Annotated in this window: 21 protein-coding genes and 1 tRNA gene; 12 read left to right on the top strand and 10 right to left on the bottom strand. The window is 71.7% G+C overall.

From position 1 onward, the window contains the following. Positions 1-5: 5 nt before the first annotated feature. The 3 genes from GBN72_RS21450 to GBN72_RS34215 all read right to left on the bottom strand — a co-directional run bounded on the left by GBN72_RS21450 (position 6) and on the right by GBN72_RS34215 (position 9,504). On the bottom strand, positions 6-2,291 hold the full coding sequence (locus tag GBN72_RS21450) for a serine/threonine-protein kinase (protein ID WP_151773504.1): 2,286 nt from the start codon (positions 2,289-2,291) through the stop codon (positions 6-8). Between the two features lie 242 nt (positions 2,292-2,533). Then, complete coding sequence (locus GBN72_RS21445; RefSeq protein ID WP_151773503.1) at positions 2,534-4,060, bottom strand: hypothetical protein; 1,527 nt, start codon at positions 4,058-4,060, stop codon at positions 2,534-2,536. Further along, the gene (locus GBN72_RS34215; RefSeq protein ID WP_164540781.1) at positions 4,057-9,504 is read right to left on the bottom strand and encodes a hypothetical protein; all 5,448 of its coding nucleotides are present in this window, start codon (positions 9,502-9,504) and stop codon (positions 4,057-4,059) included. The genes GBN72_RS21445 and GBN72_RS34215 overlap by 4 nt, the downstream gene beginning before the upstream one ends. Before the next feature lie 1,199 nt (positions 9,505-10,703). Here GBN72_RS34215 and GBN72_RS21435 point away from each other — a divergent pair. Further along, complete coding sequence (locus tag GBN72_RS21435; protein ID WP_174887185.1) at positions 10,704-10,925, top strand: type II toxin-antitoxin system VapB family antitoxin; 222 nt, start codon at positions 10,704-10,706, stop codon at positions 10,923-10,925. After that, positions 10,922-11,332 (top strand): PIN domain-containing protein, encoded by a 411-nt coding sequence (locus tag GBN72_RS21430; RefSeq protein ID WP_151773502.1) that lies wholly within the window; start codon positions 10,922-10,924, stop codon positions 11,330-11,332. The genes GBN72_RS21435 and GBN72_RS21430 overlap by 4 nt, the downstream gene beginning before the upstream one ends. A 217-nt stretch (positions 11,333-11,549) precedes the next feature. Here GBN72_RS21430 and GBN72_RS21425 read toward each other — a convergent pair whose 3' ends face one another. Next, positions 11,550-12,758, bottom strand: a complete 1,209-nt coding sequence (locus GBN72_RS21425; protein ID WP_151773501.1) for a helix-turn-helix domain-containing protein — start codon at positions 12,756-12,758, stop codon at positions 11,550-11,552. A 301-nt stretch (positions 12,759-13,059) separates the two neighbouring features. Here GBN72_RS21425 and GBN72_RS21420 point away from each other — a divergent pair, with 301 nt between their 5' ends. The 5 genes from GBN72_RS21420 to GBN72_RS21400 all read left to right on the top strand — a co-directional run bounded on the left by GBN72_RS21420 (position 13,060) and on the right by GBN72_RS21400 (position 16,327). After that, on the top strand, positions 13,060-13,437 hold the full coding sequence (locus GBN72_RS21420; RefSeq protein WP_151773500.1) for a hypothetical protein: 378 nt from the start codon (positions 13,060-13,062) through the stop codon (positions 13,435-13,437). A 106-nt stretch (positions 13,438-13,543) separates the two neighbouring features. Then, entirely contained in the window at positions 13,544-14,068 is a 525-nt protein-coding gene (locus GBN72_RS21415; protein ID WP_151773499.1) for a hypothetical protein, read from the top strand. A gap of 461 nt (positions 14,069-14,529) precedes the next feature. Then, on the top strand, positions 14,530-15,096 hold the full coding sequence (locus GBN72_RS21410) for a Uma2 family endonuclease (RefSeq protein WP_151773498.1): 567 nt from the start codon (positions 14,530-14,532) through the stop codon (positions 15,094-15,096). Between the two features lie 551 nt (positions 15,097-15,647). After that, the gene (locus tag GBN72_RS21405; RefSeq protein WP_151773497.1) at positions 15,648-15,932 is read left to right on the top strand and encodes a hypothetical protein; all 285 of its coding nucleotides are present in this window, start codon (positions 15,648-15,650) and stop codon (positions 15,930-15,932) included. Continuing rightward, positions 15,914-16,327, top strand: a complete 414-nt coding sequence (locus GBN72_RS21400) for a DNA-binding protein (protein ID WP_151773496.1) — start codon at positions 15,914-15,916, stop codon at positions 16,325-16,327. Before GBN72_RS21405 ends, GBN72_RS21400 begins: the two co-directional genes overlap by 19 nt. Before the next feature lie 57 nt (positions 16,328-16,384). Here the strand turns inward: GBN72_RS21400 and GBN72_RS21395 are convergent, their stop codons facing one another. Further along, positions 16,385-16,789, bottom strand: coding sequence for a DNA-binding protein (locus tag GBN72_RS21395; RefSeq protein WP_151773495.1), 405 nt, complete (start codon positions 16,787-16,789; stop codon positions 16,385-16,387). Then, positions 16,786-17,019 (bottom strand): hypothetical protein, encoded by a 234-nt coding sequence (locus tag GBN72_RS35425; RefSeq protein ID WP_151773774.1) that lies wholly within the window; start codon positions 17,017-17,019, stop codon positions 16,786-16,788. The genes GBN72_RS21395 and GBN72_RS35425 overlap by 4 nt, the downstream gene beginning before the upstream one ends. A 197-nt stretch (positions 17,020-17,216) precedes the next feature. Between GBN72_RS35425 and GBN72_RS34210 the strand changes: the two genes are divergently transcribed. Further along, positions 17,217-17,729: a hypothetical protein gene (locus tag GBN72_RS34210; RefSeq protein ID WP_164540779.1), complete on the top strand. Its 513-nt coding sequence runs from the start codon at positions 17,217-17,219 to the stop codon at positions 17,727-17,729. Further along, complete coding sequence (locus GBN72_RS21385; protein WP_151773494.1) at positions 17,729-18,025, top strand: transcriptional regulator; 297 nt, start codon at positions 17,729-17,731, stop codon at positions 18,023-18,025. The genes GBN72_RS34210 and GBN72_RS21385 overlap by 1 nt, the downstream gene beginning before the upstream one ends. Before the next feature lie 190 nt (positions 18,026-18,215). Here GBN72_RS21385 and GBN72_RS21380 read toward each other — a convergent pair. Continuing rightward, positions 18,216-18,289 (bottom strand) — tRNA-Gly (locus GBN72_RS21380). Between the two features lie 324 nt (positions 18,290-18,613). Here GBN72_RS21380 and GBN72_RS34205 point away from each other — a divergent pair. The 3 genes from GBN72_RS34205 (at position 18,614) to GBN72_RS21370 (ending at position 19,956) form a co-directional block, all read left to right on the top strand. Further along, the gene (locus GBN72_RS34205) at positions 18,614-18,784 is read left to right on the top strand and encodes a hypothetical protein (RefSeq protein WP_164540768.1); all 171 of its coding nucleotides are present in this window, start codon (positions 18,614-18,616) and stop codon (positions 18,782-18,784) included. Between the two features lie 71 nt (positions 18,785-18,855). Then, positions 18,856-19,431 (top strand): dCTP deaminase, encoded by a 576-nt coding sequence (gene dcd / locus GBN72_RS21375; protein WP_151773493.1) that lies wholly within the window; start codon positions 18,856-18,858, stop codon positions 19,429-19,431. Positions 19,432-19,458: 27 nt separating this feature from the next. Continuing rightward, the gene (locus GBN72_RS21370; RefSeq protein WP_151773773.1) at positions 19,459-19,956 is read left to right on the top strand and encodes a phosphoribosyltransferase; all 498 of its coding nucleotides are present in this window, start codon (positions 19,459-19,461) and stop codon (positions 19,954-19,956) included. 100 nt (positions 19,957-20,056) lie between these two features. Here the strand turns inward: GBN72_RS21370 and GBN72_RS21365 are convergent, their stop codons facing one another. The 3 genes from GBN72_RS21365 to GBN72_RS21355 form a co-directional block, all read right to left on the bottom strand. Beyond that, on the bottom strand, positions 20,057-21,151 hold the full coding sequence (locus tag GBN72_RS21365; RefSeq protein ID WP_151773492.1) for a Yip1 family protein: 1,095 nt from the start codon (positions 21,149-21,151) through the stop codon (positions 20,057-20,059). Between the two features lie 144 nt (positions 21,152-21,295). Further along, positions 21,296-22,744, bottom strand: a complete 1,449-nt coding sequence (locus tag GBN72_RS21360; protein ID WP_151773491.1) for an FG-GAP repeat protein — start codon at positions 22,742-22,744, stop codon at positions 21,296-21,298. 269 nt (positions 22,745-23,013) lie between these two features. Beyond that, positions 23,014-24,504 carry an FG-GAP-like repeat-containing protein gene (locus GBN72_RS21355; protein WP_151773490.1) on the bottom strand — a complete coding sequence of 497 codons (1,491 nt, stop codon included), beginning with the start codon at positions 24,502-24,504 and terminating at the stop codon, positions 23,014-23,016. Positions 24,505-25,213: the final 709 nt, after the last annotated feature.

Raw genomic sequence — 25,213 nt, 5'->3', positions numbered from 1 at the left:
AGGGGTCAGCCGGTGAGGCGGATGCCCCGCAGGGTCTCCTGCGGGTCCAGGAAGGCGAGGGTCCGGCCGGCGGCGAGGGGGGCGCTCTTGCGGATGGTCGCTTCGAAATCGCCCTGCCACAGCACGTGGCCGTCCCTGGCGCGGAGAACGCGGACCGTCCGCACGCGCTGGAACAGGTTCGCGGTGTGCGAGTGGTGGATCACCGTGTAGTCGCCCGCGGAGTCGATGCCGAGGTCCTCACCGCCCTTGGACCGCCAGCGCTCCGTGCCGTCCTCGGCGCCGAGGCAGACCACGCCGTCGGCCGTGGGCAGGACGAAGCCGTCGGGAGTGGACACCGGGTCGGGCCCGCCGTCCGGGGAGCCGGCCGCGCCGTCGAACGTCCACTTCTCCCTCCCCGTACGGACGTCGACGGCAGTGGGCCCGCCGCGCTCACCCGGAAGGCGCGGCAGCAGAAGGGTGGTGCCGGAGAGCGGGGCCGCCGGGGGAGTCTGGTGGAGGGTGTCGCTGCCGGGCACGGTCCTGATCGCGGACAGGGGGAGGCGCCACTTCTCACGTCCCGTGCGCACGGCGCGCAGGACGAGGTCGACGCGGTCGTTCGCGCCCTGCTCGTGGAAGAGGACGTCGTCGCCCGTCCGCCGCGGCGCGGTCGGGCCCTCGTGCCGGTCGCCGTACGGGTGCAGGCGGGGTTGCTCCCACAGCTTCTTCCCGGTCGTGCCGTCGAGTGCCGTCGAGCCCACCAGGGCCAGGTCCCCGATCGCCGTGACGGGGCCCGGTCCGGACACCGTCCGGCTCCAGCGTTCCTCTCCCGTCCGTGCCTCGAAGGCGGTGACGTGCTGCTGGTTGGGGTCGTCGCTGCCGAAGAGGACCAGCCCGGCGCGGTCGAGCACGTGCAGGGTGTAGTCGTCCTTGTCGTACGACTCCAGCTCCCAGCGGGTCCTGCCGGTGGCGCCGTCGAGGACGTGCAGCATCGGGACGAGGTCACCCGCGGGCCGCTCGGTCAGCACGACCACGGTGTCGCCGCCGTCGGTCACGGCGGCCTGCGAACGTCCGTGCAACGGCCACGCGAGGTCGAGGTCGCGCCTCCACAGGCGCCTGCCGTCGGTGAGCGAGACCGCCTGGACCACCGCGCTGTCATGGGCCGGGACGAAGCAGCGCTCGCCGGACCGAAGGGGCTGGTCGTAGCCCCCGCGGTCCGAGCCGAGGTCGTGCGACCAGGCGAACGGGTCGTGCCCGGGAGCGCCGGTGAGGTGGACGCCCGCGGCGACGCCGACCGTGGCCACCACGGCGAACCCGGCGCCGCCCAGGAGCAGTCCGCGACGGCTCAGGGCCGGACGGCCGGCCTCCGCCGGGGTGTCGCGCCGTGTCGACGCGACGGTGGGAGCGGCCTCCGGTGCCGGAGCGGTGCTCGCGCCTCCCGGCCGCGGGGACGGCACCGGCGCCGCGGCCGCCGGCGGGCCGTCGAGCTCCCGCAGCGCGTCGGCGAGCTCCCCGGCCGAGCCGTACCTGGCACGCGGGTCCTTCGCCAGCAGGCGCAGGATCAGCCGGTCCCAGGCGGGTGAGACGTCGGGTGCCACACTGCTCGGCGCGGGCGGCGCGTCGTTGAGGTGTGCCGTCAGGAACCCGAGGGCGTCGGGCGCGGTGAACGGCAGCCGACCGGTGCGCAGCTCGAACAGCACGCAGCCCACCGCGTACAGGTCGCTCGCCTGCTCCGGGTGGCCGCGGGCCTGCTCGGGCGCCATGTACGCGGCCGTACCGACGAGGAGACCGGTGCGGGTCAGCCGGCCGTCGGCGGCCGCGGGGTCGGCAGCCCGCGCGATGCCGAAGTCGAGGACCTTGACCCGGCCCGACGTCTCGACGAAGAGGTTGGCGGGCTTGATGTCACGGTGCATGACACCGGCGGCATGCGCCTCCGCGAGGGCCTCGCAGATCTGTCCGCCCCAGCGGGCCGCGTCCGCCCCGCCGACCGGACCGCGGCGGACCGCGGCCTCCAGACCCTCGCCGCGCAGCAGTTCCATGACCAGGAACGGCGTGCTGCCCTCGGCCGTGGTGGCCGTGCCGAGGTCGTGCACGGTCACGATGTGGGGGTGCTGCAGCGCGGCCGTGATCCGCGCCTCGCGGAGGAACCGGGCGCGTGCCTCGTCGGCGGCGCTGCCGCCGCCCGCGAGCACCGAGATCACCTTGACGGCGACCGCGCGCCCGAGCACCTCGTCGCGCCCCTCCCACACCTCCCCCATCCCGCCCTGCCCCAGCAGCCGGACGAGCCGGTACCGGTCGGCCAGTACGCGCTCCACCGCAGCCTCACGCCCCCAGTCGTCGCCGTGGTCCCAGTGACCCGCCCGCAGCGTAGCCCCGGGACACGGCCAGGTGTGCGAAGACGACGTGGATACCGGGAGCGGAGCAACGACCCGCACTGGTCGGGGAGTTCGGCCCAGGCCACCCCGAGGCGTGGGCCCCGTGTGAGCCCGCGGGTCCTCGTGGGTGGCACGACCGCGCCGCCTTCGCCGGAGCTCCCCGGGACGCGACTCGACAGGCCCTACCGGCACAGTTCCTTGATCAGGGTCTGCAGCCCCTCCCCGTCCAACGGTGTGCGGTGGGCGAGCAGGTTGCGGGCCTCGCGCAGGATGCGGAGGTGACGGCGATCGCGTTGGGTCAGGGCGATGGCGCCGTCGCGGAAGGCTCCCCACATGGCGCCCACCTCCATGGTCTCGATCAGCGTGCTCGGCGGCACGCCCCCCTCGTCGAGGTCACGGCGCGGCCCGTACTGCTCGGCAAGGCGCTGCAGGGGGATGCGTGCGTTCGCCCGGACGACGTCCGCGAAGCGCTCGCGTGCGGCGTCCAGCAAGGGAAGCAGCACGTGATTCTGGGCCAGCCACACCTGGGACGCCATGGCGTGCTCGTTGTCCAGACAGTGGGCCGGGTGACGGCGGAGCCGTCCGTCCCAGCTTTCCACGGCGGCCGCGTTCCAGGCGGGGAGCAGGGCTTCGTCGGGGTGGGCACCCGGGCCACGGGCGAGGTTCTGGCCGGCCAGGAGTGACGCCTCGGGGACGGGGACGGCCTCGAGCACCTCACGCAGAGCGTCCGGCAGGGTCTCCGGGCGGCCGTCGATCCACCGTGCGGCCAAGGTCGACGCGATGTCGAGGAAGGGACCGCAGATCTCCGCGATGGTGGCCTGGGCGACGGCCTCGTAGAGCTGCCTGCGGGCGAGGGGGGAGTCGAGCGGTGGGCGCGAGAGGGCGACCACCGTGGCGGTGTCCAGACGGCCCGTGACGCCCCACCACCAGTGGACCGCCACGTCCTCGCGAACGAGCTGGCCGGGCAGGCCGGGGGGCAGGTCGTCGGTCGTGGCGACCACCAAGGCCCGTGGGCCGCGGCCCGGCGGCAGGCCGGCCTCCTTCGTCACCGCCACCATGCGGCGCAGGAGGTGGCCGGTGGCGGACGGCGCGGACTCGCGCCATCCCCGGACGACCACCGGTCTGGTCTCGGGCCTGCCGCTCCGGCCCCGGACGAGACGAGTGAGCACGTCTCCCTCCTCGTCACCGTCACCGTCCGTGGTGCCGCCCTGGAGGTTCAGTTCCTTCGCGAGGCGCTCCAGGAGGCCGGCCAGCGCCTCCACCTCGGACGGGCCGCCGGCCCGCCTCCCGGACCCGGTCCGCAGGGGCGGAGGCGCAGGCGTGGCCGGCCAGGGGGCCGGCGCCCCCGTTCCCGGCGCCGTCGGCGGCGTGGGGCCGAACAGGTCGCCGAGCCCGTCGTCGTAGTCCAGGACCGGGGCGAGGCCGGACCACCTGGCGGCGTCGGGCGCCGTCCGCTGCGGGGGAAGCCATACGTCGGCCGTGGGTGGATCCGTGTCCCCGGTCCCGGCCGGTGGGAGCAGCACGTGGTCGCCCAACTCGTGCAGGACCTCGTCCAGCAGCTCCTCACCCGGCGACCCGGGCCCGCCCAGCAGCCGAGCGGGCAGCAACAGCAGACAGCTGCGCCCCCGGTTCAGATCGTGCACCAGACGGACGAGCCGGAGCCGGGCACCGGGCAGCGCCGTCCGGCTCACCGGCGCGGGGTACGTCACGCCTGGCGCTCCACCGTCTGCAGTGCCCGGAAGGTGACCAGGTCGAGGGCATAACCGTCCTCCCGGTCGTCCAGGACGCCGTGGTCCTCCAGCCTGCGGATGAACTCGGCGGATTCCTTGAGACCGAGACCGGTGACGGCGGCGATGTCCGCCTGGGTGGACGCGTCGCCGGGTTCCAGGTACTGCACCCATGTGCCCAGCAGGGCGAGTGTCTCCGCGTCGAGTTCGACCCGTTCGAGGTGGCCGCGGGCGGCGTCCTCCCGGTCGTACACGGCCTTGCTCATCTCCAGAGCCGTCTCCAGGGTCGCCCCGCCCCGGGTCGCCAGATCGACGGTGCGCTCCACGAGATGGGGCCAGCCGCCCGTCGCGTTCACCAGGCGACTCCTCTTGTCAGGGGTGTCGAAGGGGCACTCCGGCCACGCCCGGAGACTGTCCACGTTCCACCGCGCCGGCCGAACCACCTCGGTGACCCGCTCGTCGTCGAGCACCGATCGCGCCCGCGGATCCGTCAGGGCGATCACCGCCCGGTTCTTGTCCCCCCGGGAGACCGCCGTGTACTGGTGGAGCCGTTCCAGGGCCTCGGTGAGGCTGTCCGTGCCCAGGTAGCGCAGGTCGGCGACGACCACGCCGGGCATCCGGTCACGGGTGGCCTTGGTCAGGACGCCCACGAGAGTGTCCGGCGTCGCGTTGTGGACGGTGAGCTCGCGCGCCTCGGCGTAGGAACGGACGGCGTCCATGGCCAGCTTCGGCCCGTGTGCCTTGGTGAGGCACACCAGGCGGAGCCCAGGACTGGTGGCGAGGAACAACTCCTGCTCGGTGAGGGGACTGTAACGATGGACCCCTTGGCGGTCCTGCCCGACCAGACGCCGTGAGAACCGCGGGTTGTAGTCGTACGGCAGGCTGAACTCGGTCTGCTCCAGCTCCAGTTCCAGATCGTCCCGGGTGCCCAGCATGTGCACCACGTTGGGGCTGCGCACCGCGTAGCGCCGGTGGTCGCCGACCTGCTGGGTCAGCAACCCCAGGCCGACCATCTCGTCCAGGTAGATCTTCACGTCGTTGGCGGTCAGACTGCGGAAGCCGTCCTCCCAGTGCGCCTTCGCCGCGTGCAGGAGCTCGTCGGCGTCGTAGCCCCGCTGGAAGCCGTCGGCCTGGCTGCGCAGCGCGATCACTAGGGCGAGCACCCGGTAGCGGTCCTCCAGGTTGATGGTGAGCCTCATCCGCTCGGCGATGGACCGGTGCACCTCCGCCGAACGCGTCACGGCACGGATGTCCTCCTCGGTGACGGTGATGGGCCAGTGCGCCGATCCGACCGGCTTCTCCCGCAGCGCGGTGACCAGCCGCTCGCAGAAGATCTGCACCAGACACGCCTGGTAGTTGGTCGCGGCGAGCACCCGCCACACCAGCTCCGCCCGCTCGAACCGGTACCCGAACGCGGCCATCGGCCCGACGACCAGCCGCTGCGCCTCGGCCGGCTTGAGCGGGCCGATCAGCAGTTCACGGCCATGGGCCAGCGGAACGTTCGACAGCTTGCTGAACCGCTGCACCTGATGGAGACCGGCGAAGATGACCTTGAAGCGGCGGTCGGTGCTGTCCATCAGGCCTTTCAGCCGCGCGACGTTGGCGAATGTGCCCTCGCCGCCCGCGCCGCGTACCGCCTTGGAGTCGGCCGTCAGGAAGGCGTCCGCCTCGTCCGCCAGCACCAGTACCCGCCGGTCCGGGTTCTCCTCCAGCCAGCGGCGGACCTGGTCCACGAGCTGGTCCGGCCGCATCGCGGTGGACGCCTTCGGACCCAGGACGCCCACCCGCTTCAGCTCCGCGGCGAGCACCGGCCAGATGCGTTCGGCCGGTTCGGCCTCCCCCACCCCGCGTGCCTTCAGGTCCAGGTAGACGGCCCTGCGCTCCGGACTCGACGCGTAGTCCGCCTCGACCTTGCGGAGCAGCGCCGACTTTCCGAGTTGTCGGCCGCCGTAGAGGAAGAGCGCCCCCAAGGGGTCGACGACCTCGGCCATCTCCTCGCTCCGGCCGTAGAAGACCTCCGGCGGCACCAGACCCGCCACGAACGGCGTGTACGGCTTGAACCCCGTCCACGGCAGTGTCACCCGCTGCAGCGCGCGGAAGGACCGCGGCGACCGTGCCACGACCCAGCCGAAGACGGCCGGGTCCACGACCAGTGCCTGCTGCGACGACGTCCGGGCGTGCATGACCAGCTTGCGACGGCCCGCCATGCCCAGAGGGTAGAGGTAGAGGATGATGCACGCGCCGGTGTCGTTGCGGTCGAGCAGTTCCAGCGGGCTGCGCCCGCGGAGCTCGTCGGTCACCACCAGGACCGTGTAGGTGGAGGCCGCGGAGCCGAGATCCGCGACGTAGCCGGGTGCGCTCTCGTCGGCGCGCAGCTTGGCGCTGAGCCTGAGGATGCCGCGCACCTGACGCTGGTCGTCCCGGGAGGGCGGACGGCCCTCGAGCCCCAACAGGCGCAGTACCGTCGGCACGTGCTTCTGCCACTCCGCGCCGCGGGTGGTCGGCTTTCCGAGTGCGTCCCAGGACTCCAGTCCGGCGAGCGCGGTGTCGGTCAGCGGCTCCGCGTCCGCGTAGGCATCTGCCCACGGACGGGCCGAGACGCCCTGCTGACCCGACTTGACCGGGGTGACGGTCTCCAGCCCGGCGACGAAGCGCTCCAGGTCCTCCCCCGGGGCTTCGCCGCTCCACTCCGGCAGGCTGTCGCCCTTTCGCAGCAGCGCCAGGCACTCCTCCGCGGTGACGGTGTCGCCCGCCTCCAGCAGGCCGTGAATGCGGTCACGGTCCTTCTCGGACAGGTTCAACGACTCCAGTTGGCCGCGCAGCCTGCGCACATGTGCCTGCACCCGCTCCTCGAGTTCGGCCTCCAGACGGCGGATCCGCTCGACCGTGGTGCGGAAGGCCCCTTCGGGGACGGCCCGTTCCAACTGCTCCAGGCGTCCCACCAGGTCGCGTTCGGCGGGCACGTCCAGGTTCTGGGTGCGCAGCTCCGCGAGCAGCCCCGACGCCACACGGTGCCGCTCGGCCCGCGTTGCCGACCAGCGCGTCCACTGCGTGTCGCGCCGCGCCCGCCACTCGGCCGGCAGCACCGCGTCGTCCGGTCCGACGGCCGGGACGAGCCCTTGGCCGATGGCCTCGACCAAGGCGTCCGCGAGGTGCAGGTCACCGCGCTCGGCGTAGGTGAGGAGCACGGACGGCACATCCACCGGCCCCAGCAACGTGCCCATGGCCTCGACGAAGCCGGGAGCGGCCGGATCAGGCTTCCCCTCGGGGGTGCGCGGCAGGTCGGGGGCGGCGAGCAGCGCATCGTCCGCGGGGCGCAACGTCCGGGAGAAGGCGAGCGCCTGCCCGTGCGCGTGCCCGTCCGCACCGTATCCCTCTCCGTCCTCCGTCTCGTCCGAGCCCTCGAGGAGGGTCCTCCGGGAGCCGGTGGCGGAGGGTGCGTCCTGGCCCTCGAGCCAGTACCGCAGCCGGAGCAGCGCCGCGCCTTCCACACCCGGGAGCGGTTCCTCCTCCCGGACCTGTGCGAGGGCGTGCCCCAGGTCCGTCACCGTGTCGCTGCGTTCCTCGAACTCCGGCGCGGCCAGGGCGCGTGCCTGGGTCAGCAGAGTGACCACCTGGTCGATGCGGCTGAGCAGGGATCGCAGGGCCTTCGCCTCGATGGGCACCTTGGCCTGCTTCGTGGTGCGGATCGCCGCGTCGGCCTCCTCGATCATCCGCTCCGCCGCGTCACGCTTGCTGAACGCCCGCCAGGCGTCGTCCAGCACGGACCGCTCTGCGGCGTCGGAGGCCCAGTCCTCGATCGCCCTCAGGGCGAAACCGAGCGGCTGGTCATGCCGCATCAGCAGGTTCTGCACCTGGGTGGCGCGCGCGTAGCCGATCCTGAGTTTCGGCACCTCCTCCCTGAGCCGAGCGGCCTCTTGGGCGACGCCGGCGCGGGTGAGCGAAGGGTTCGTGTCGACGGAGAACCGCAAGGCCGCCGGGTCCAGCGGCTGGAAGCGCTTCAGGATGCCGAGCGCGCACTCCAGGAGGCGGCGCCAGGGACCGTGGAGAGAGGCGCACGGGTCGCACTGCAGCAACACGTCGTTCGGGTGGCCTGCGACGAGGCCCGCCCGGACGGAGGCGACCGCGGCCACCATCAGTGCGGGGCGGTCGCTCTGCAGGCACTCCAGGTCGGGGCCGAAGCGCGAGATCACCGCGGTGCCGTCCTCCGGCAGGACGGTGGCGAAGGCGGCCTCGGTGAAGGCGAGGCAGTCGGCACGGTGGGCGGGCTCGTCGGAGCCGGCCGTCATCCAGTACGCCTCCTGGAACCGGCCGTTCTTCACCAGACGCTCCACCGGGGAGTCGGAGGGGGACTCCGGAGACGGCGGGCCCGCTTCCCAGACGAGAGGTCTCCTCGCGTCCGCCTCCTCGGAGGCCGGGACGGCGGGCGAGTGCGGGGATATCGGCATGGCGGCGGCCACGGACCCGGTTCCGCCGGTCTTCCCGGTCTCCCCGGTGTCGGCCGCCGGCGTCCCGGGCATCGTCCGCCGGGAGGGCGGCATGGTCGCCGCGGGGCCGTCCGGCCGGGGACCCGCCTCCTGCGGGGCGACCTCGGACGCCAGGGCCGGTTCCGCGGTGGGGGGTGCCGCGACCGCAGTGACCGGGGTGGTCAGCTCGGGCGTCACCGGTACCCGGGGCGACTCGGCGAGGTCGAGCGGCTCGGGGTCGGCTGCCGAAGGCGCGCCCTTCCCTTCGTCGTCCGGCTTCTCACCGTCCGGCTGTGCGCCCCCACGCGACGGCGTCCGCCCTGCGGTCTCCTCCCCCGCCCGGGGCGACGGCACCCGGGCCGCGTCCGCGTCCGTGTTCGCCTCCGCGTCCACGCCCACGCCCGCGTCCACGTCCACGTCCACGCCCGCGTCCCCGTCCCCGTCCACGCCCGCGTCCCCGTCCGCGTCGGCCTCCGGGCCGGTCCCGCCCCCCAGCTCCGCTATCTGCTCGTCCAGGGCCTGCAGTGCCTGTCGTATGGGGGCCACGTGAGACCCGCCGCCCGTCTGCTCGATCATCCGCAGGGTCGCGAGGACACCCTTCCGCTGCTCGTGCAGCGTGGCGATACGGCTCGCCCTCTCCTCCTCGGCGCGCAGATCGTCGACAACTCCCTGGAGCTTCGACCACCCGCTCTTCTCCGGCCACCCTCGGCCGACCGCCTGCGCCGCTCGCGCGGCAGTCGCTCGCTCGTCGTTCCACTCGGCCGCGTGTGCCAGCAAGCTGTCCGGAACGGCACGTCCACCGGCCACGTCCTCGGCGGTCGACCGCAACAGGCTGGCGAGACCCTCCGCCTTCGGACGAAGTGTCCCCAGAACCTTCTCCAGACTCGACGCAGTGACCGGATCGGAAGAGGCCGTCGTCCCGTCTGCTCGCTCGCCGCCCTTGCCGCCCAGCTCGGCCACAGACTTCTCCTCGTCGTTTTTCTCTTGCAGAGAAATCGCCTGATCCGCCTGCGCGTCTTGACCGTCAGCTGACTGCGCCGCCGCTTCGACAAACCGGGTCCAGTGCTCGTCCATCATCACCTGTCGCGGAGTTCCCTCCTCCAAGGCGAATGCGTGGAGGGTCAATGTGGCCAGCACCGGGGGCAGTGCGGCGAAAAGCGCCTCGACAGCCTCGGGGTCCGTCCCTTCGAAACCTTCCCCGGGCGCGCCGTCGAACGCGGCCAGCACATCACAGGCGAATTTCGCCGCAGCCTCCGCCACGAACTTGATGTCGCGCACGCTTGCACGGCTCAACCAGGCACGCACGATGCGCAGTTCACGCTTGCCGTGCCGAACCGACGCACTGGGAAAGGATACCTTCGCCAAATATGGCAAGGGCCCCGGAATGCAGAGAAGTTCACGCAGTCCGACATCGTTCAGCCCGCACAGCCATGCTTTCAGGTCCCCACCCGATCTCGCCATGATGGGATAATGCCAGAGTGTGACGGTCGAGCCAATCTGCAGGCGCGAACCATTGCAGGTGAGAGAGGATCCAGGGTGGAATTCCGTCTTCCGTTTGTGGTCGACGGCGCGTTTGGCGGCCCGCCACTTCTCGGCGCAGACCCGTCCGTGCCGACTGCGTGCCCCGGTGACCGGCACGCTGGGGACTAATCGGCCTGGACGCCGAATTGGGGTCGCGCGCCAGTGCTGGCGGTATGGCGGTCGGTGTGCGGTGCGCTATGGAATGCGGGCTGCGTCGGTCACGCGCCCAGGAGTGCGGTGGACCCGGTCGGCACATGCCGGCCACGGCCCTGCGGGCGCGCAGGGCGACCGGCCCGGGCATTGATGTGCGCTCCGTGTTCCTCAGGTCGACGTAAGCCCGCCCCGGCCACGGGTGCCGCACGAATGGTGCGCGACCTGCTGAGCGATCTGGGGGTCACTAGCTTCCAGGTCGCTGACTCGGGGTTTCAGCATGGAGCGGGTGACGGGAACCTGTTCCGCTCTCTCGGCGGGAAGCGATGACGCCCGGGCGCGGCCGAGGGATGTGACCTGCGCCTTCGGGATCCGCGGCCTCTGGCGTGGGCGACGGGGGGCGCCGCTGTGGACCGGGAGGCGTCGCGTAGGCAATGTTGGTCACGTATCCTTCTATGTACATAACCAACATCGACGGGAGACGCAGCATGTCCGTGACCCAGATCGACATCGACGACGAGGCTCTGGAAAAGGCGATGGCTCTCTCCAAGGCCAGGACCAAGAAGGAGGCGGTCAACCTGGCTCTGCACTTCTATGCCGACCAGCAGGAGCGTGCGGCGCGGATACGCCACCACTTCGAGCGTGCGCGTGGCTGGGGGGCCGTCGAGGACGCCGAGCGCCTGCATCGCGCGGAGAAGGACAGCCGGTGATCTACCTGCTCGACACCTCGGGGCTGGTGCGGTTGCTCAGTGACCCGAAGCTGCAGTCGTCCTGGTACGACGCGATCGATGCCGGAGCGGTCGGGTCCTGCTACGCCCAGCGCGCGGAGTTCCTGTACAGCGCCAGGAACGGACGCGAGTACGACGAGATCGCGGAGATGTTCACCGACCTCTATCCCGACGTTCCCGTGCCGAAGAGCGCCGGCCGCTGGATCGACGGGGTGCAGCACAGGATGGCCCGGGCCGGGGAGCATCGCAGCACCTCGGCGGTGGACCTCATCATCGCTGCGACCGCGGCTCACCATGGGCTGACCGTCCTCCACGACGACGCCGACTACCGTGCTGTGGCCCGGAACGCCTCCGACCTGACGGAGCACAACGTCCGCGACGTCGTCTGACGACCGGTCCCTGTGCGACGGCCGGTGCCGCGGCCGATGCGGACCGCTGTTGTCCGCCCTACGGGCACGCGGAGGCCGTCGGGTGTCCCGTCGGCAGTGGTCCGAGCGGCGCGAAGCTGCTGCGCCGACGGGCGGGCGTGGGGAACCTGAGCCTGGCACGCCGGGAGCACGCACCGGACGCCGGTCCTCGACGGGCAACCGCTGCCGGCCGGGGGCACTAGCTGTCGTACGGGACCCAGGCACGTTCGCCGGCGTCGTTCGTGCCGTGCCAGTAGTGCGGCAGTCCCTCGATGCTGGTGGTGTGGAACGGACGGCCGTGGTCGTCGATGCGGATCGTGCCGGTGCGCCCCTGCGAGGACCAGTCGAGTTCGAGGTACCAGCGGGCGTCGTAGGTCTGTGTCGTCGCGTCGACCAGCAGTACCTCCGGGTCCTCGTCGGAGACGCGGTAGGGGAAGTGCACGGCGGGAACGGTGCGTTCGATGTCGGAGCCGTCCGTCGGGCTGGTGACGGGGCGGTCGGCGTCGAGGTTCACGGTGAAGCGGCGGGGCGTGAGGTCGCCGCCGCAGCCTTGGCCCATGGCGTACGCGTTCCCACCGCCGCCCGGGGTGCTGCGGCTGACGACGCGGACGTGGAGCGCCTTCAGGACCACGGCCGTGGACGATCGCCCCTGCACCGAGATCTGCACTTTCGTCCGCCGCCCGTGCACCGCGCCCTGCGTCGCCGCCCACGTCCCGGCGTCCTGCTCCACCGGCGGTGACGGCACCTGTGCGGGCGGCTTGTCGATGACGTAGTCGTGGTCGCAGCCCTTGTCCCAGACCAGGGAGTCGACGCTCCAGGCGAGGGGCAGGCCCGTGGCCGGCTTCGCGGCCGGGTCGCGCGCGCCGGGGGCGGTCGTCCCCACGCCTGCGGAGCGGGCGGCGTCCGTCTCGGAGGAGCGGTCGTCCGGCAGGGCGGACCTGATGGCCGGAGTGGCGAGCAGCGCACAGGCCACGGCGGTGGACGCCAGGACCCGCCGGCGGCGATACCAGACGCGGGGGGCGGTGGAGGGGACGGACCCGTCCGGGGCGGGGTCGCCCCCGGGCTGCTCCGCGGAGCCGCTCTCCTCGACGCGTGCCCCGTCCGGTGCCGGTGCCGGAGCTGCCGTCGCCGCCGCCGTCGCCGAGTCGGCCGGACGCACCCCCTGCCGAGCCGCCACCGCCGACAACCACAGCCGGTGCAGTTCGAGCCGTTCCTCCGGTGTCGCCTCACAGAAGCCCGCGAGCCGCTCCACGGGCGCGAACTCCTGTGGCACCGCCTCGCCCCTGCAGTACCGGTGCAGCGTGGAGGTGTTCATGTCGACCCGGCGGGCCAGGGAGCCGTAGCTCCGGTCCGTGCGGTCCTTCAGCCGTCGCAGCAGCGCCGCGAACTCCTCGACGTCATCCCGCATCGACACCGCTCCTCCGTGGTCCGTCCGCTGTCCCGTGGTCCCAGGCACTCATGTCCCTGCACGTCAGATGGGCTGGGACGGTTCCACCGCCGTCAAAGGGGCGGTCGCCGTTGCGCTGGATTCCGGTGACCGCTGATGCTCTTGGTGTCGCACCGAGCACGGCTGCCAGGACCGACCGGCGGATGCCGGTTGCCGTACGCGTCGCAGCCTCGGCCATTCCCCAGCTGCACAGCGGCATGCGCAACGGATCGCGGTCCCTTGCTGCCGCGTCAGACACACCTGCTCGATTCTTGGAGGTTTGATGAGATCCGTCGTCCGAAAGGCGGCAGGCATCGCCGGCGCGACCGTGGCCGTCGCCGCCGTGTCCGTGGCCGGCGCGTCGGCGGCCCACGCGGAGGGCTCCACCAACGGCTGCCCGTACCCCTACGTCTGCTTCTACGTGGACGAGGAAGCCTTTGAGGCGGGCACGCCGATCACGAAGTACCGCGATGTCACAAGCTCCTACCAGACGGTCAGATCCCGCCCGCACTACTACGTCGTGAACACCCGGAACGACGACGTGGCGTATCTGCGGCTCCAGGACGGCAATGCGATCTGCCTGGCGCCGAATTCCTGGACGGTGTTCGCGAACGCCTACAGCGTCACCGGAATCAAGATCTCCAGCAGTCCCGCCTGCTGAAGGCCCGACGCGTGTTGTGGCCCCGGAACCCGTCGGAATCGGCCGGCCGCCGAGGCCAATTCATGGATCGGAGCAATCCCGCATGAACCAGAAAGGGAAGACGCACATGAACAGGAAGTCTCTCGGACGCCGTCGTCCGGACCGTCGCGCGGCCGTCGCCGTCGGCCTCGCCCTGGCTGTCGGACTCGGCGTGGCTGCGCAGGTGCCGACACAGGCGGCCGTCCACGCCCCGGCCAGGACGTCCACCGCCGCGGTGCAGACGGTCAGCGGCACGCCCGGCCACGTGGTGACCCGGGTCGCCGACTTCTACGGCGCCTACATCGACGCGAAGGGCGACTACACGGACCCGGACGCCACGCTGGCCACGGCGCTCCGCAGCCACTACCTGACGCCCGACTTCGCCGAGCGGCTGGCGGCCTGGGAGGAGGAGAACGGGGCGGACGGCGTCCTGCGTGCCCAGAACGTCCCGGCGCGGTGGACGGTGACCGACAACGGAGCCGTAGGTCACGCCCATGAGCTCGTCGTCACCCTGACCTTCGGCAGCGGAACGACGAAGCAGAAGACCAAGCTCTTCGTGCTGGTGGAGCGGTACAACCACATCTCCGACATCGGCACCACGAGCGCCCGCTGACGGCGGAGCCGCCGTTCCGTCCGTCGCCCAGGTCGCGGCGCAGCAGAGGTTCCTTCTCGGCACTGCTGGTGCGCCGGGAGACGGACGGTTCGCCCGGAGCACCTGACTCCGGTCGAGCATCCGGCAGACCCAGGCAGACCCAGGCAGACCCAGGCAGACCCCGGCAGACCCCGGCAGACCTTCGACGCCGAGTTGCAGCCGCGCAGAAGCCACCATTCGCGCCCGGGCTCGACTGCATCCGCCATCGGCGCGGGCGTATTCGCGGATGCCGCCGGAACGAGGAGCAACCCGATCCGTCTCCAGTCGCTCGCGCGCATCTCCGCGCAGGGGTCCCGCCACCCGGTCGCGTCCAGGATGCGGCTGCTCGAGGCAAGAAACCGCGGGACGGCGCGGAGACAGTACGCTGACTGAAGCGGGATCGGGCCCGCCGCACCGTATCCGGGAAGTCTGGGAGGCGCGTCATGGCAGCCGAGATGGTGGCCCCCTCGTGGATGCATGAGCAGATCACCGCGCAGGAGTACGACTCCTGGTCCGAGGAGCAGTGCGCCGGGATCGAGATCGTGGACGGGATGGTCGTCGTGAGTCCGAGTGCGTCCAAGCGGCACAACCGGCTGGCGAGGATTCTGGCCAACGGACTGGATGTGGCCGCAGGACCGGGCTGGAACGCCGACACGGACTTTGATGTCCGGTTGCAGGACGTCCCGCTCACCAATCGGCGTCCGGACGTCGTCGTCTACCGCGCGGAGACGATCGACGTCGCACCCACCCGCCCGGAGCATGTGCTGCTGGTGGCCGAAGTGGTCTCGCCGGGTTCGGAAACCACCGACCGGATCGTGAAGGTCGACCAGTACGCCAAGGCCGGCATCGGCTTCTACTGGCGCATCGAGCAGGCCCTGACCGGTGTTCCGCTGGTGTACACCTACGTCCTGGACCTGGCGACGAAGAGTTACCGGGAAGGCGACGTGTTCACCGGTGTGGTCAAGGTCGTGGCTCCTTTCCCGGTGGAGATCGACCTCGGCCAGATCTGAGCGGACGGTATATGACCAGATGCCGGGCCGGTCATCGCTGAACGGGTCGGGGAGTGGGCGGGGCGTATGCGCCCGGTTGCGGCTGCGGACGGTCTGTCCGGGGCGTCAGACGTTCCGGATGATGACGCGGTCGCCGCAGAGTCTGGTTCAGTCGTCCTTGCCCGAGGTGAGCCCCAGGTCGCTGACCTGTGGTTTTGGTATTGGTGGATCCGGTGAGGGCGGCTGGAGGCACCTCTGCAGACCGCCGTTGTCCGTCCTTACGCGCACGCGGAGGGCACGTCGTCCGGGCGGGCGGTCCAGGAACGGGCGGGTGGCGGATGCGGCCTGATCCGGGTTGGGCGGGCGGCGGACCTCTGGCGGCGAATTGCGGTTGCGTCGGGGGCCCGCCGCTGCCCTTGGGGGGTGAAGCGGTTCGTTCTCGGCGCTCGGACACGGTTGGACGGAGGTGAACGAGAGGAGAAGCGAGACCGTGAACTGCCGGACGCGCGGCTCGTGCCGGCGAGGGCGCGAAATGTAGACCTTGATTCCTACTCGTTTGATAATGTGGGGTCATGGGTGAGAGTCCTTACAGCGTTGGCGAAGGGCCGGCCACACGGGTCAGCCTCTCCCTCCCCGAGGGGACGGCAGAGGCTATCCGTCGACGGGTGGGCAAGCGTGAGTTCTCCGCGTTCATTGCCGAAGCGGTGGAGCGTGAGCTGCGTGGCCAGATCCTCGATGAGTATTTGGCCGACTACGAACGCCGCCAGGGGCCGATCTCCGAGAGTGAGCGGGACCGGGCGCGTCAGGTCTTCGACGAGGTGTTCGCCGAGGCGGGGCAATGGCCCGCCGCAAGCTGAGCCATGAAGGCACCCTCGTTCTCGACTGCGAGGGGCTTTCGAAGTTCATCGGTGATCACGAGCCCGTCGTCGCCCTCGTCGCGGAAGCCCGCAAGCGGGGCATGGAGGTGGTCGTCAGCGCACTCACCATCATCGAAGCGGTGCATCAACGGACTGAGAAGGCGCGGCTCGCCTGGGTACTGTCCGGCGTGCGGGTCGTACCTGTCGGTGATGAGGAGGCCAAGGCGGCCTCGGCCATGTTGGTCAATGCTGGGCTTCACGGTCACCAGTACGCCATCGATGCCGCCGTGGCCGAGATGGTGCTGAGGCAGCGCCGCCCTGTCGTCATGCTCACCTCGAACATCGATGACATGGCAAAGCTCTGTGAGAACAGGGTGCGCCTCGTGACTGTGTAGGCCGGGCCCAGAGGCCGTAGGCGCCCAGTTGCGGCTGCGCACGACCTGTCCGGGGCGTCAGACGTCCCGGATGATGACGCGGTCACCGCAGAGTCTGGTCCAGTCGTCCCTGTCCGAGGTGAGGACGAGGGCCGGGGCCGGGGAGCGGAGGGCCATCGCGGCCACCAGGGCGTCGATCGCGTACGTGTGCTCGTGCAGTCCCCCGGCTTCCTTCAACAGCTGCACGGCCTCGAGTGAGTCCTCCGGCATCACGGCCTCGAGCCGGAGCCGGGAGAGATGCCAGTGCAGGCGAGGCACGTCGGTCTTGCCGTGCACCTCGACGACGGTCAGCGCCGAGACGCGGACGGGCAGACCCGCTCTGCGGGTCGCCTCGATCCGCGCCATCATGGCGCGGTCACTGCGCAGGAGCAGCGTCAGCGCCTGTGAGTCGAGGACGACCGACCGGGCGGCTGTCTCCTTCACGCTGCGCGCCTTCCTCCGTGTCCGGCGTCGCCGAAGAGCTCACGGGACGCGGCCTCGACCTCTGCCTCGGTCAGAGGGCCTTGCTCCGCCTCCTGTGCGGCAACGATCTCTGCCAGGCCGTCCATCTCGAGCCGATGCCGGACAGCCTCGGTGATGTAGGAGGACAGTCCGCGCTTTCCGGTCCGCTCCCGCAGCACCGCGAGCAGGTCGGAGGGGAGGGAGACGGAGATGTTCTCGGTGTTTCCCGCCGATCGTGCGAGACCGGTGGGGCCGGCCCAGCAGCGTGCGGTGCGACGTCCGGGAGGCTTGCGTTGTGACGTGACTCAGGCGCCCTCCGCGATCCGGCAAGGGGAGCGGGAGGCCACCGCTTTCCGCACCGGCGACGTGTGTCTTTCCGTACTGGAAAGTCAGCGCTACTCTTGCCGCCATGGAAACTGATCGGCGACGGCCCACGCCGGAGCAGGCTCGTGCCGCGCTGACCGCTGTGGAGCAGATCCGTGCAACTGGTGCCGCGTTGTCGGCCACACCGTGGCCGACCTGGTTCTTCGTCGCGCTGACGCTCTACATCGGTGTGCTCCCGATATGCGTCGGAGGTGCCGTGGCCGACGGAGAATGGCTGCTTCCGCGCATGGTCTGGATGGGTGTCGCGGTGACGGTCATCGCGGTGCAGGGAGCGCTGCAGGCGGTCGCGACGAGGGCTTGGCGCGCCCGGACAGGGGTGGCACTGCGGCTGGACGTGCTACCGAAGCGGGCGATCGTCCCGATCGCGGTGGGCCTGCCCGTGCTGATGGTGGGGGCACCGATCGTCTTTCGTGCCACCGGGCGGCCGGCCTGGCTGATCGCGGCCTCGCTGATCGGCGCCGCGGTGTCCGTCGGCTGTCACCTCGCCTTCGTGCGGCTGCACCGGAAGCCTGCGCAAGCGCCGGAGGGCGCGGTCTGATGGAGGGCTTCGACGCCACCATTCACGCGCCCAACCGGTTGCGCGTCTGCGCGCTCCTGGACGCTGCGGGCGAGGCGGAATTCGGCCTTGTACAGCAGCAACTGAGTCTGTCGGCATCCGCGTTGAGCAAGCACGTGACTGTGCTGATGGAGGCCGGCTACGTCGAGCAGCGCAAGGCCGTCCGCGACACCCGACAGCGCGTGTGGCTCCGGCTGACCTCGCGAGGGCGGGATGCCTATCACGGGCACATCGCGGCACTGCGGGCCATCGTGGGTTCGCCAGGTCCGATTCTTTGACCGAAGTCGGGTGAGGCAGGGTTTCCCTGGCGACCGCTTCGCTTTGCGCTCGGCCTTCCAGCCGACCCGGGCGGGGTCGTACTTGATCCCGAGGGGGTGTTGCGGGGCCGAAAGGCACGCTGAGGGCACGGAGCCTGCAAATGGCCTGGACAACGAACAAACCCCAGGCCGCTGACCTGGGGTTTCATTCTGGAGCGGGTGACGAGAATCGAACTCGCGCTCTCAGCTTGGGAAGCTGATGTTCTACCATTAAACTACACCCGCTTGGACGCCGGTTCGTACCGGAGTCGGCGCCCATACTGTACCCCATCCAGGGCCTCGCGTGCTGATCCGCGGGGCCCTGCCGCGTTCCGGTCGCGCTCCGGCTGCGGTGTGGCTCACAGGTGTGCGTACCGGTATGCGGGGCAGCGGAGTTGGGGCGTACGGTGGGCCGCGCGCGGAGGGCTCGGGCGGGTCGGCGCGGGGTCCGGGCGGGGCCGGACCGGACCGGAGTGCCGCGTGGAGGGCCGTCCCTTTGATCCCGTAATGTGGCGTTCCTCGCCGGGTCTTCCGTTCCGGCGCGGCTCTTGGGGAAGGGATCTGAACGACTTGATGGAGCGCACCGTCGTCCGTTGTGCCGAGGGGCACGTGTTCACCGCGGCCTCGTTCCCGATGCAGCAGGCCGAGCGTCTCGGCCCCGGCCGGCTGATGCGGTGTCCCCGCTGCGCCCGGCTGCGCAGTGTGGTGCCGGTGCCCACCGGGGTGCTGCAGAAGCAGTAGCCGCGGAGGCGGCAGGTGTCGGCGCGGGGGCCGTCCGGCGAGGCCGGGCGGCCCCCGCGTACTCTTGCAGGGTGCTTCTCTCAGACCAGGACATCCGTGCCGAGATCGACAAGGGCCGGGTGAAGATCGACCCCTTCGAGCCCGCCATGGTGCAGCCGTCGAGTATCGACGTCAGGCTGGACCGCTTCTTCCGGGTCTTCGAGAACCACCGGTATCCCCACATCGATCCCGCCGTCGAGCAGCCGGACCTCACCCGGCTGGTCGAGCCGGAGGGTGACGAGCCGTTCATCCTCCACCCGGGCGAGTTCGTGCTGGCCTCCACCTACGAGGTGGTGAGCCTGCCGGACGACATCGCCTCCCGGCTGGAGGGCAAGAGCTCGCTGGGCCGCCTGGGCCTGGTCACCCACTCGACGGCGGGCTTCATCGACCCCGGTTTCTCCGGCCACGTCACGCTGGAGCTGTCGAACCTCGCCACCCTGCCGATCAAGCTGTGGCCCGGCATGAAGATCGGCCAGCTCTGCATGTTCCGGTTGAGCTCGCCCGCCGAGTTCCCGTACGGCAGCGAGCGCTACGGGTCGCGCTACCAGGGGCAGCGCGGGCCGACGCCGTCGCGGTCGTTCCTGAACTTCCACCGCACCGACGTCTGAGGCAGGCAGGAGAACACCATGGCTGATGTGACGGACGTGCGGGAGAACCTCACCTACGAGCGGTTCGGCGTCGCGGTGCGCGAGCTGGCGCAGACGATCGCCGACGACGGCTACCGGCCGGACATGGTGCTGTCCATCGCGCGCGGCGGCGTCTTCGTCGCGGGCGGTCTGGCCTACGCCCTGGACTGCAAGAACCTCCACCTGGTCAACGTGGAGTTCTACACCGGTGTGGGGACCACCCTGGACATGCCGGTGATGCTGGCGCCGGTGCCCAACCTGATCGACTTCTCCGACAAGCGGGTGCTGATCACCGACGACGTCGCCGACACCGGCAAGACGCTCAAGCTGGTCCGCGACTTCTGCCTGGACACGGTCGCCGAGGTGCGCAGCGCGGTGATCTACGAGAAGTCGCACTCGCTGGTGAAGTGCGAGTATGTGTGGAAGCGCACGGACGACTGGATCAACTTCCCGTGGAGTGTGGAGAAGCCGGTGGTCAGCCGCCCCGGACAGGTGCTGGACTCCTGATCCCCCCAACACCGCAGAGGCCCCCGACCGCGCATCGACGCGGGCGGGGGCCTCTTTCACGTGCGGCCGGAGGACGGTGTCGGGCGGTGTCCTGACGGTGTCAGAAGGTGCCGAGCTTGACGATCGAGAGCAGGGCGACCAGCTGGATCGCGGAGGCTCCCAGCGCCTTGGGCCAGGCGATCTCGTGCGAGCGGGTCACCATCAGGGTGAGCAGCGCGCCGCCGGCCAGCCAGGTCAGCCAGCCGAGCACCTGGACCACCGCGGCGTCGCCGCCCATGAAGATGGCCACCACCAGGCGCGGCGCGTCCGACAGGCACATGATCAGCATGGAGAGGCCGACCGTCGGCTGCCAGGCGCCGTTGCCGCCGAGCTGGCGGGCCACGGTGTGGGTGACCACGCCGAGGATGAAGGAGCTCAGCGTCATCGCCACGCCGGTCGCCAGCACGATCGGGATCGCCGTGTTGAGGGTGGCCTCTATGGCGTCCTCGCGGGCGCCGTCGAAGCCGAAGACGGCGAGCAGGCCGTAGACGAAGGCGACGGTGAGCGCCGGGCCCCACATGCGGTAGTCCCGCATCCGCAGGAAGGTCTGGTTCGGCGAGAGGACGATGCCCTTCAGCAGGTCCTTCCAGTGCAACGGCGGGCCGATCGGGCCCGAGGGGGCGTCGGCGTCGCCGTACTGGGCGGCGTAGGGGTCCGCGTTCGGGTCCACGGAGAACGCCTGGGTGTGCCCCGGGTTGTTCGCCGCGTAGGGGTCGTGCCCCTGGTGCGGCCGGCCGTGCCCCTGCTGGGGGCGGCCGCCGCCGTACGCCGGGCCCTGGTGCTGAGGATGCTGCGGGTGCTGCGGGTGGTGCGGCCCGTCGTCGAAGTACTCGGGGCCGTCGCCGCCGGGCGCGCCGTAGCCGCCGCCACCGCCGTAGGGGGGCCTCGGGGCGTTCTGCGGCGGGTACCCGTACGAGGGCTGCCCGGGGTGCCCCGGCTGAGGGTGCCCCTGCTGCCCGTACGGCTGCTGCCCGTACGGCTGCTGCTGCTGTCCGTACGGCTGCCGCTGTCCGTGCGTCTGCTGTCCCTGCGGGGCACGGTCCCGCCCGCCGCGTCCGATCCTGAATCCAGCCACGCCTTCGAACGTACCTGCTCCGGCGGGCGGACGGGTGCGGACGTGGGGGATGGGGACGGCTTTGCTGCCGAGATGTGACATCCCGTAAGGGGGAACCCTGAGGCCAGGCGCGGTCCAGGGCTGCCGGGGCCCCGCCTCCCCGGGCCGCGCGGACCGGGGGAGGCGGGGCGGGCGGGACCGGGAGAGACGGGGCGGGCGGGACCGGGAGAGACGGGGCCGGCGGTCTCAGTCCGCGAAGGCGTGCCCGAGCCGCGGGGCGCCGCTGGTGGAGACGCCGAGGGCGGTCGGGGAGAGGGACCGGGAGCCGGTGGCGGTGATCTTCGTGCCGTCGGAGACGAGCTGGACGATGCCGCCGTTGTCGTTCTCGAAGGTGCCGGCCAGCAGGTCGGCGCGGCCGTCGCCGGTGACGTCGTCCAGCTTCACCTCGATGCCGAAGCGGTCCCAGTGCTCGTTCTCGCCGGGGACGTCCGCGGTGTTCTGGTGGAAGACCTGCGCGCCGGTGCCGGTGAGACCGTTCGCGGTGCCGCGGAGGACGACCACGCTGCCGGCGTACTCGACGCCGTCGACGTCCTCCTGCGGGACTCCGGCGGCGAGGTCGAGGTAGCCGTCCTTGTCGACGTCCCCGAGGTCGAGGGCGAGGCCGAAGCCGTCGGACTCCTCGGCGGCGCCGGGCACGCCGGCCGTGTCCTGGTTGACGGCCTGGAGCCGGCCGTTGCCGTCGGCGGAGCCGTAGGTGATCCATATCTGGCCGCCGACGTGGGTGTACGGGACCGGGTCGCCGTCCAGGTCCTCGGTGGCGCCGGTGTTGCTCACGATGTCGCCGTAACCGTCCCGGTCGATGTCGCCGATGGCGGTGACCCAGCCGGAGCGCAGCTCCTTGGCCTGCGGGGAGGCGGGGCCGTCCGGGCCGCCCAGGAAGAGCAGGTTGTCGTTGCCGTCCTCCGGCTTCGACAGGTAGCTGCCGGAGGACACCAGGTCGGTGGAGCCGTCGCCGTTCACGTCCCCCGCGGTGAGCGTCCACGGGTAGTAGTCGGCCGGCACGCGCAGCGGGTGGTGGGCGGCCGGTTCCCCGGACGCCGAGAAGCCGCCCTTGAGGAACTGGACGATCCGGTCGCGGTCGGAGACGACCAGGTCGTCGCGGCGGTCGCCGTCGAAGTCCCCGGCCACCAGGGCCGTGCCCCACTTGACCCCGTCGGCCGGGTTGGCGACGGTGACCGAGCCCGTGCCGGTGAGACCCGAGGGGGAGCCCCACAGGAGGGTGACGGAACCGGCGTCCGCCGTGTCGCCGACGTCCTCGCCGGGGGCGGAGGCGGCGAGGTCGTCGTAGCCGTCGCCGTTGAAGTCGCCGTAGGCCAGCTGGGCCCCGAACTCGTCCCCGGGCTCGGCCGCGCCGGGTACTCCGGCCGTGTCCTGGCTGATCAGCGTGCGGTTGGTGGCGGTCACACCGCCCGAGGCGCCGTAGAGCACCGCGATCTGGCCGGCCTCGGCGTGGCCCGAGACGTACGCGGTCGCGGCGTTGGCCGCGACGTCGCCCTTGCCGTCACCGTTGAAATCGGCCTTGGCCACCGCCGTGCCGTCGGCCGCGGCCGCGGAGGAGGCGGTGAGGGTCAGCAGGCCGCCGGTGAGGGCGACCGAGACGAGGGCCGCCAGGGCGGTGCGGGTACTGGGACGCAATGTGAACTCCTCGATTCCCCGATGGAACGGCACGCGGTCCCGTGGACCGCGGCCGGCGGACGTGACGCCTGCCGGTGATCAAGACATCGGGACGCGCGGAATGGTTGCCTCCACTTCCTTCCGGACGACTTTCTGCTGGACGATGCCGGCACGACGCCCGCCGAGGTGGGGGAGATCACACGGGAGCCGCGGTGGGTGTGCCGCGGACGCACGCGACCCCCGGCGGGGCACCGTCGTGCCCCGCCGGGGGTCGTCTCCCGGAGGGCCGGTCAGTCGGCGAAGTTGATGCCGAAGCCCGGGTAGCCGGAGGTGGAGACACCGACGGCGGTGGGGGAGAGGGAGCGGGAGCCGGTGGTGGTGATCTTGCCGGTGGTGGTGTTCACCGGCAGGTAGACCACCGAGCCGTTGTCGTTCTCCCAGGAGCCGGCGACCAGGTCGGCGCGGCCGTCGCCGGTGACGTCGTCGAGCTTCACGTCCATGCCCAGGTTGTCGTTGTTCTCGTTGCCGCCGGGGAAGCCGGCCGTGTCCTGGTGGAAGGACTGCGAGCCGGCGCCGGTGATGCCGTCGGCGGAGCCGTAGAGGACGACGATGCTGCCGGCGTCCTCGTAGCCGTCGACGTCCTCGCCGGGGACGCCGACCGCGAGGTCGAGGTAACCGTCCTTGTTGACGTCGCCGAGGTCCAGCTCGAAGCCGAACCGGTCGTCGGTCTCGGAGGCCCCGGGGACGCCGGAGGTGTCCTGGTTGATGGCGGTGATCTCGTCGACGCCGGTGCCGGTGCCGTAGGTGATCCAGACCTGGCCGCCGCGGGCGCCGTACGGGGTGGCGCCGTACCCGTCGGACTCGTTCCACTCGGCGCCGCTGACGATGTCGCCGAAGCCGTCCCGGTCGATGTCGCCGATCGCGGTGACGACGCCGGGGCGCAGCTCCTGGTAGCTTTCCGCCTGGAGGCCGGACTTGCCGCCGAGGAACAGGTAGTTGTGCGGGTAGCCGTCGTACTCGTCGAACTCCATGCCGTCGACGACCAGGTCGGTGGCGCCGTCCCCGGTGACGTCCCCGGCGTGGATGTTGATCGGCGGGATGTCCTCCTGCGGGTCGGGCTGCCCGGTGTAGAGCGGCGTGACGACGCCGTACCAGCCGCCGGTGGCACCGGCCCTGGTGATGCCGCCCCGGTAGACGTACAGCTTGGTCTTGGTGGTCGTGGCCGCGAGGTCGGCCTTGCCGTCGCGGTCGAAGTCGCCGATCGCGAGGGTGTTGCCCCACTGGTCGTGGGAGCTGGAGGCCGGGTCCTTCACGGTGATGGAGCCACTGCCGGTCAGCCCGGAGGCGGAACCCCACAGGATGGTGACCGAGCCGGCGTCCGCGTCGCCGGACACGTCCTCGCCGGGCGCGCCGACCGCGAGGTCGTCGCAGCCGTCCTTGTCGAAGTCGCCGAAGGCGGTGTCCAGGCCGAAGCGGTCCCCGGCCTCGGCGGCGCCGGGCACTCCGGCCGTGTCCTGGCTGATGACGGTGCGCTTGGTGGCGGATATCCCGGTGCCGCTGCCGTAGAGGGCGACGATCTGGCCGGCCTCCGCCTTGCCGCCGACGTGCGCCAGCATCGCGCCGGTGACGACGTCGCCCTTCCCGTCGCAGTTGAAGTCCGGCCGCAGCACGGTGGCCGAGTCGGCGGCGACCGCGGTGGTGGCGGTCGCCACGGTGAGCAGGCCGCCGGTGAGCACGGCCGCGGCGGCGGTCGCCAGGGCGGTGCGTGTTCTGTGGTTCATGGTCCTCCTGACGCGCTCGGGCGCGTGGTGTTCGGGCCGGCCGGGGCCGGGGCGGAGCGGGTGGGGCCGGTGCGGCCGTCCACCGGGGTCGGCCGGCGGTGCGGCGGTGCGGAGCGGGCGCCCCATGGACGCCGCAGGGGTGCGGGACGGGGCGGAGCGGGAGGCCGGCCGGGGCGGCCGGGGCGGCCGGACGGGGTCCGTCCGGCGTTGGTGAGACACGCGACGGGTGGTGCGGGTTGTACGGCCGGGGCGGCGGAGACGGCCGGGGTGCGCCGGGGCGGACCGGGAGGGGCGGAGGTGGGCGAGTGCGGCGGGAGCGGCGAGTGCGGCCAGGGCGGCGGACACGGCTTAGGTGCCGCCCGGGGCGGACCGGGAAGGGGCGGGAGTGCTACGGGGGTGCGGCCGGGGCCGCAGCGGTGGGGGCGGCGGATGTGGGCCCGGGGTGCCGCCCGGAGGGGCGAATGAGGCCGGGGGTCGCGGTTATGGGTTGGGGCGGAGGAAGACGGGCGGGCGCGGCGAGTGCTGCGGGGGTGCGGCCGGGGCCGGAGCGGTGGGGGCGGCGGATGTGGGCCCGGGGTGCCGCCCGGAGGGGCGAATGAGGCCGGAGGCGGCGGATACGGACTGAGGTGCCGTCGGAGCGCCGGAGCGAGGCCGGTCGAGGGGAGGCGGGCGGCGGTGGAGGGTGGCGGAGACGGACCCGGCCGGGGCG

It is taken from the genome of Streptomyces abyssomicinicus (assembly GCF_008974245.1).
Lineage (GTDB): Bacteria > Actinomycetota > Actinomycetes > Streptomycetales > Streptomycetaceae > Streptomyces > Streptomyces abyssomicinicus.
This window is presented reverse-complemented; position numbering and strand designations above follow the sequence as displayed.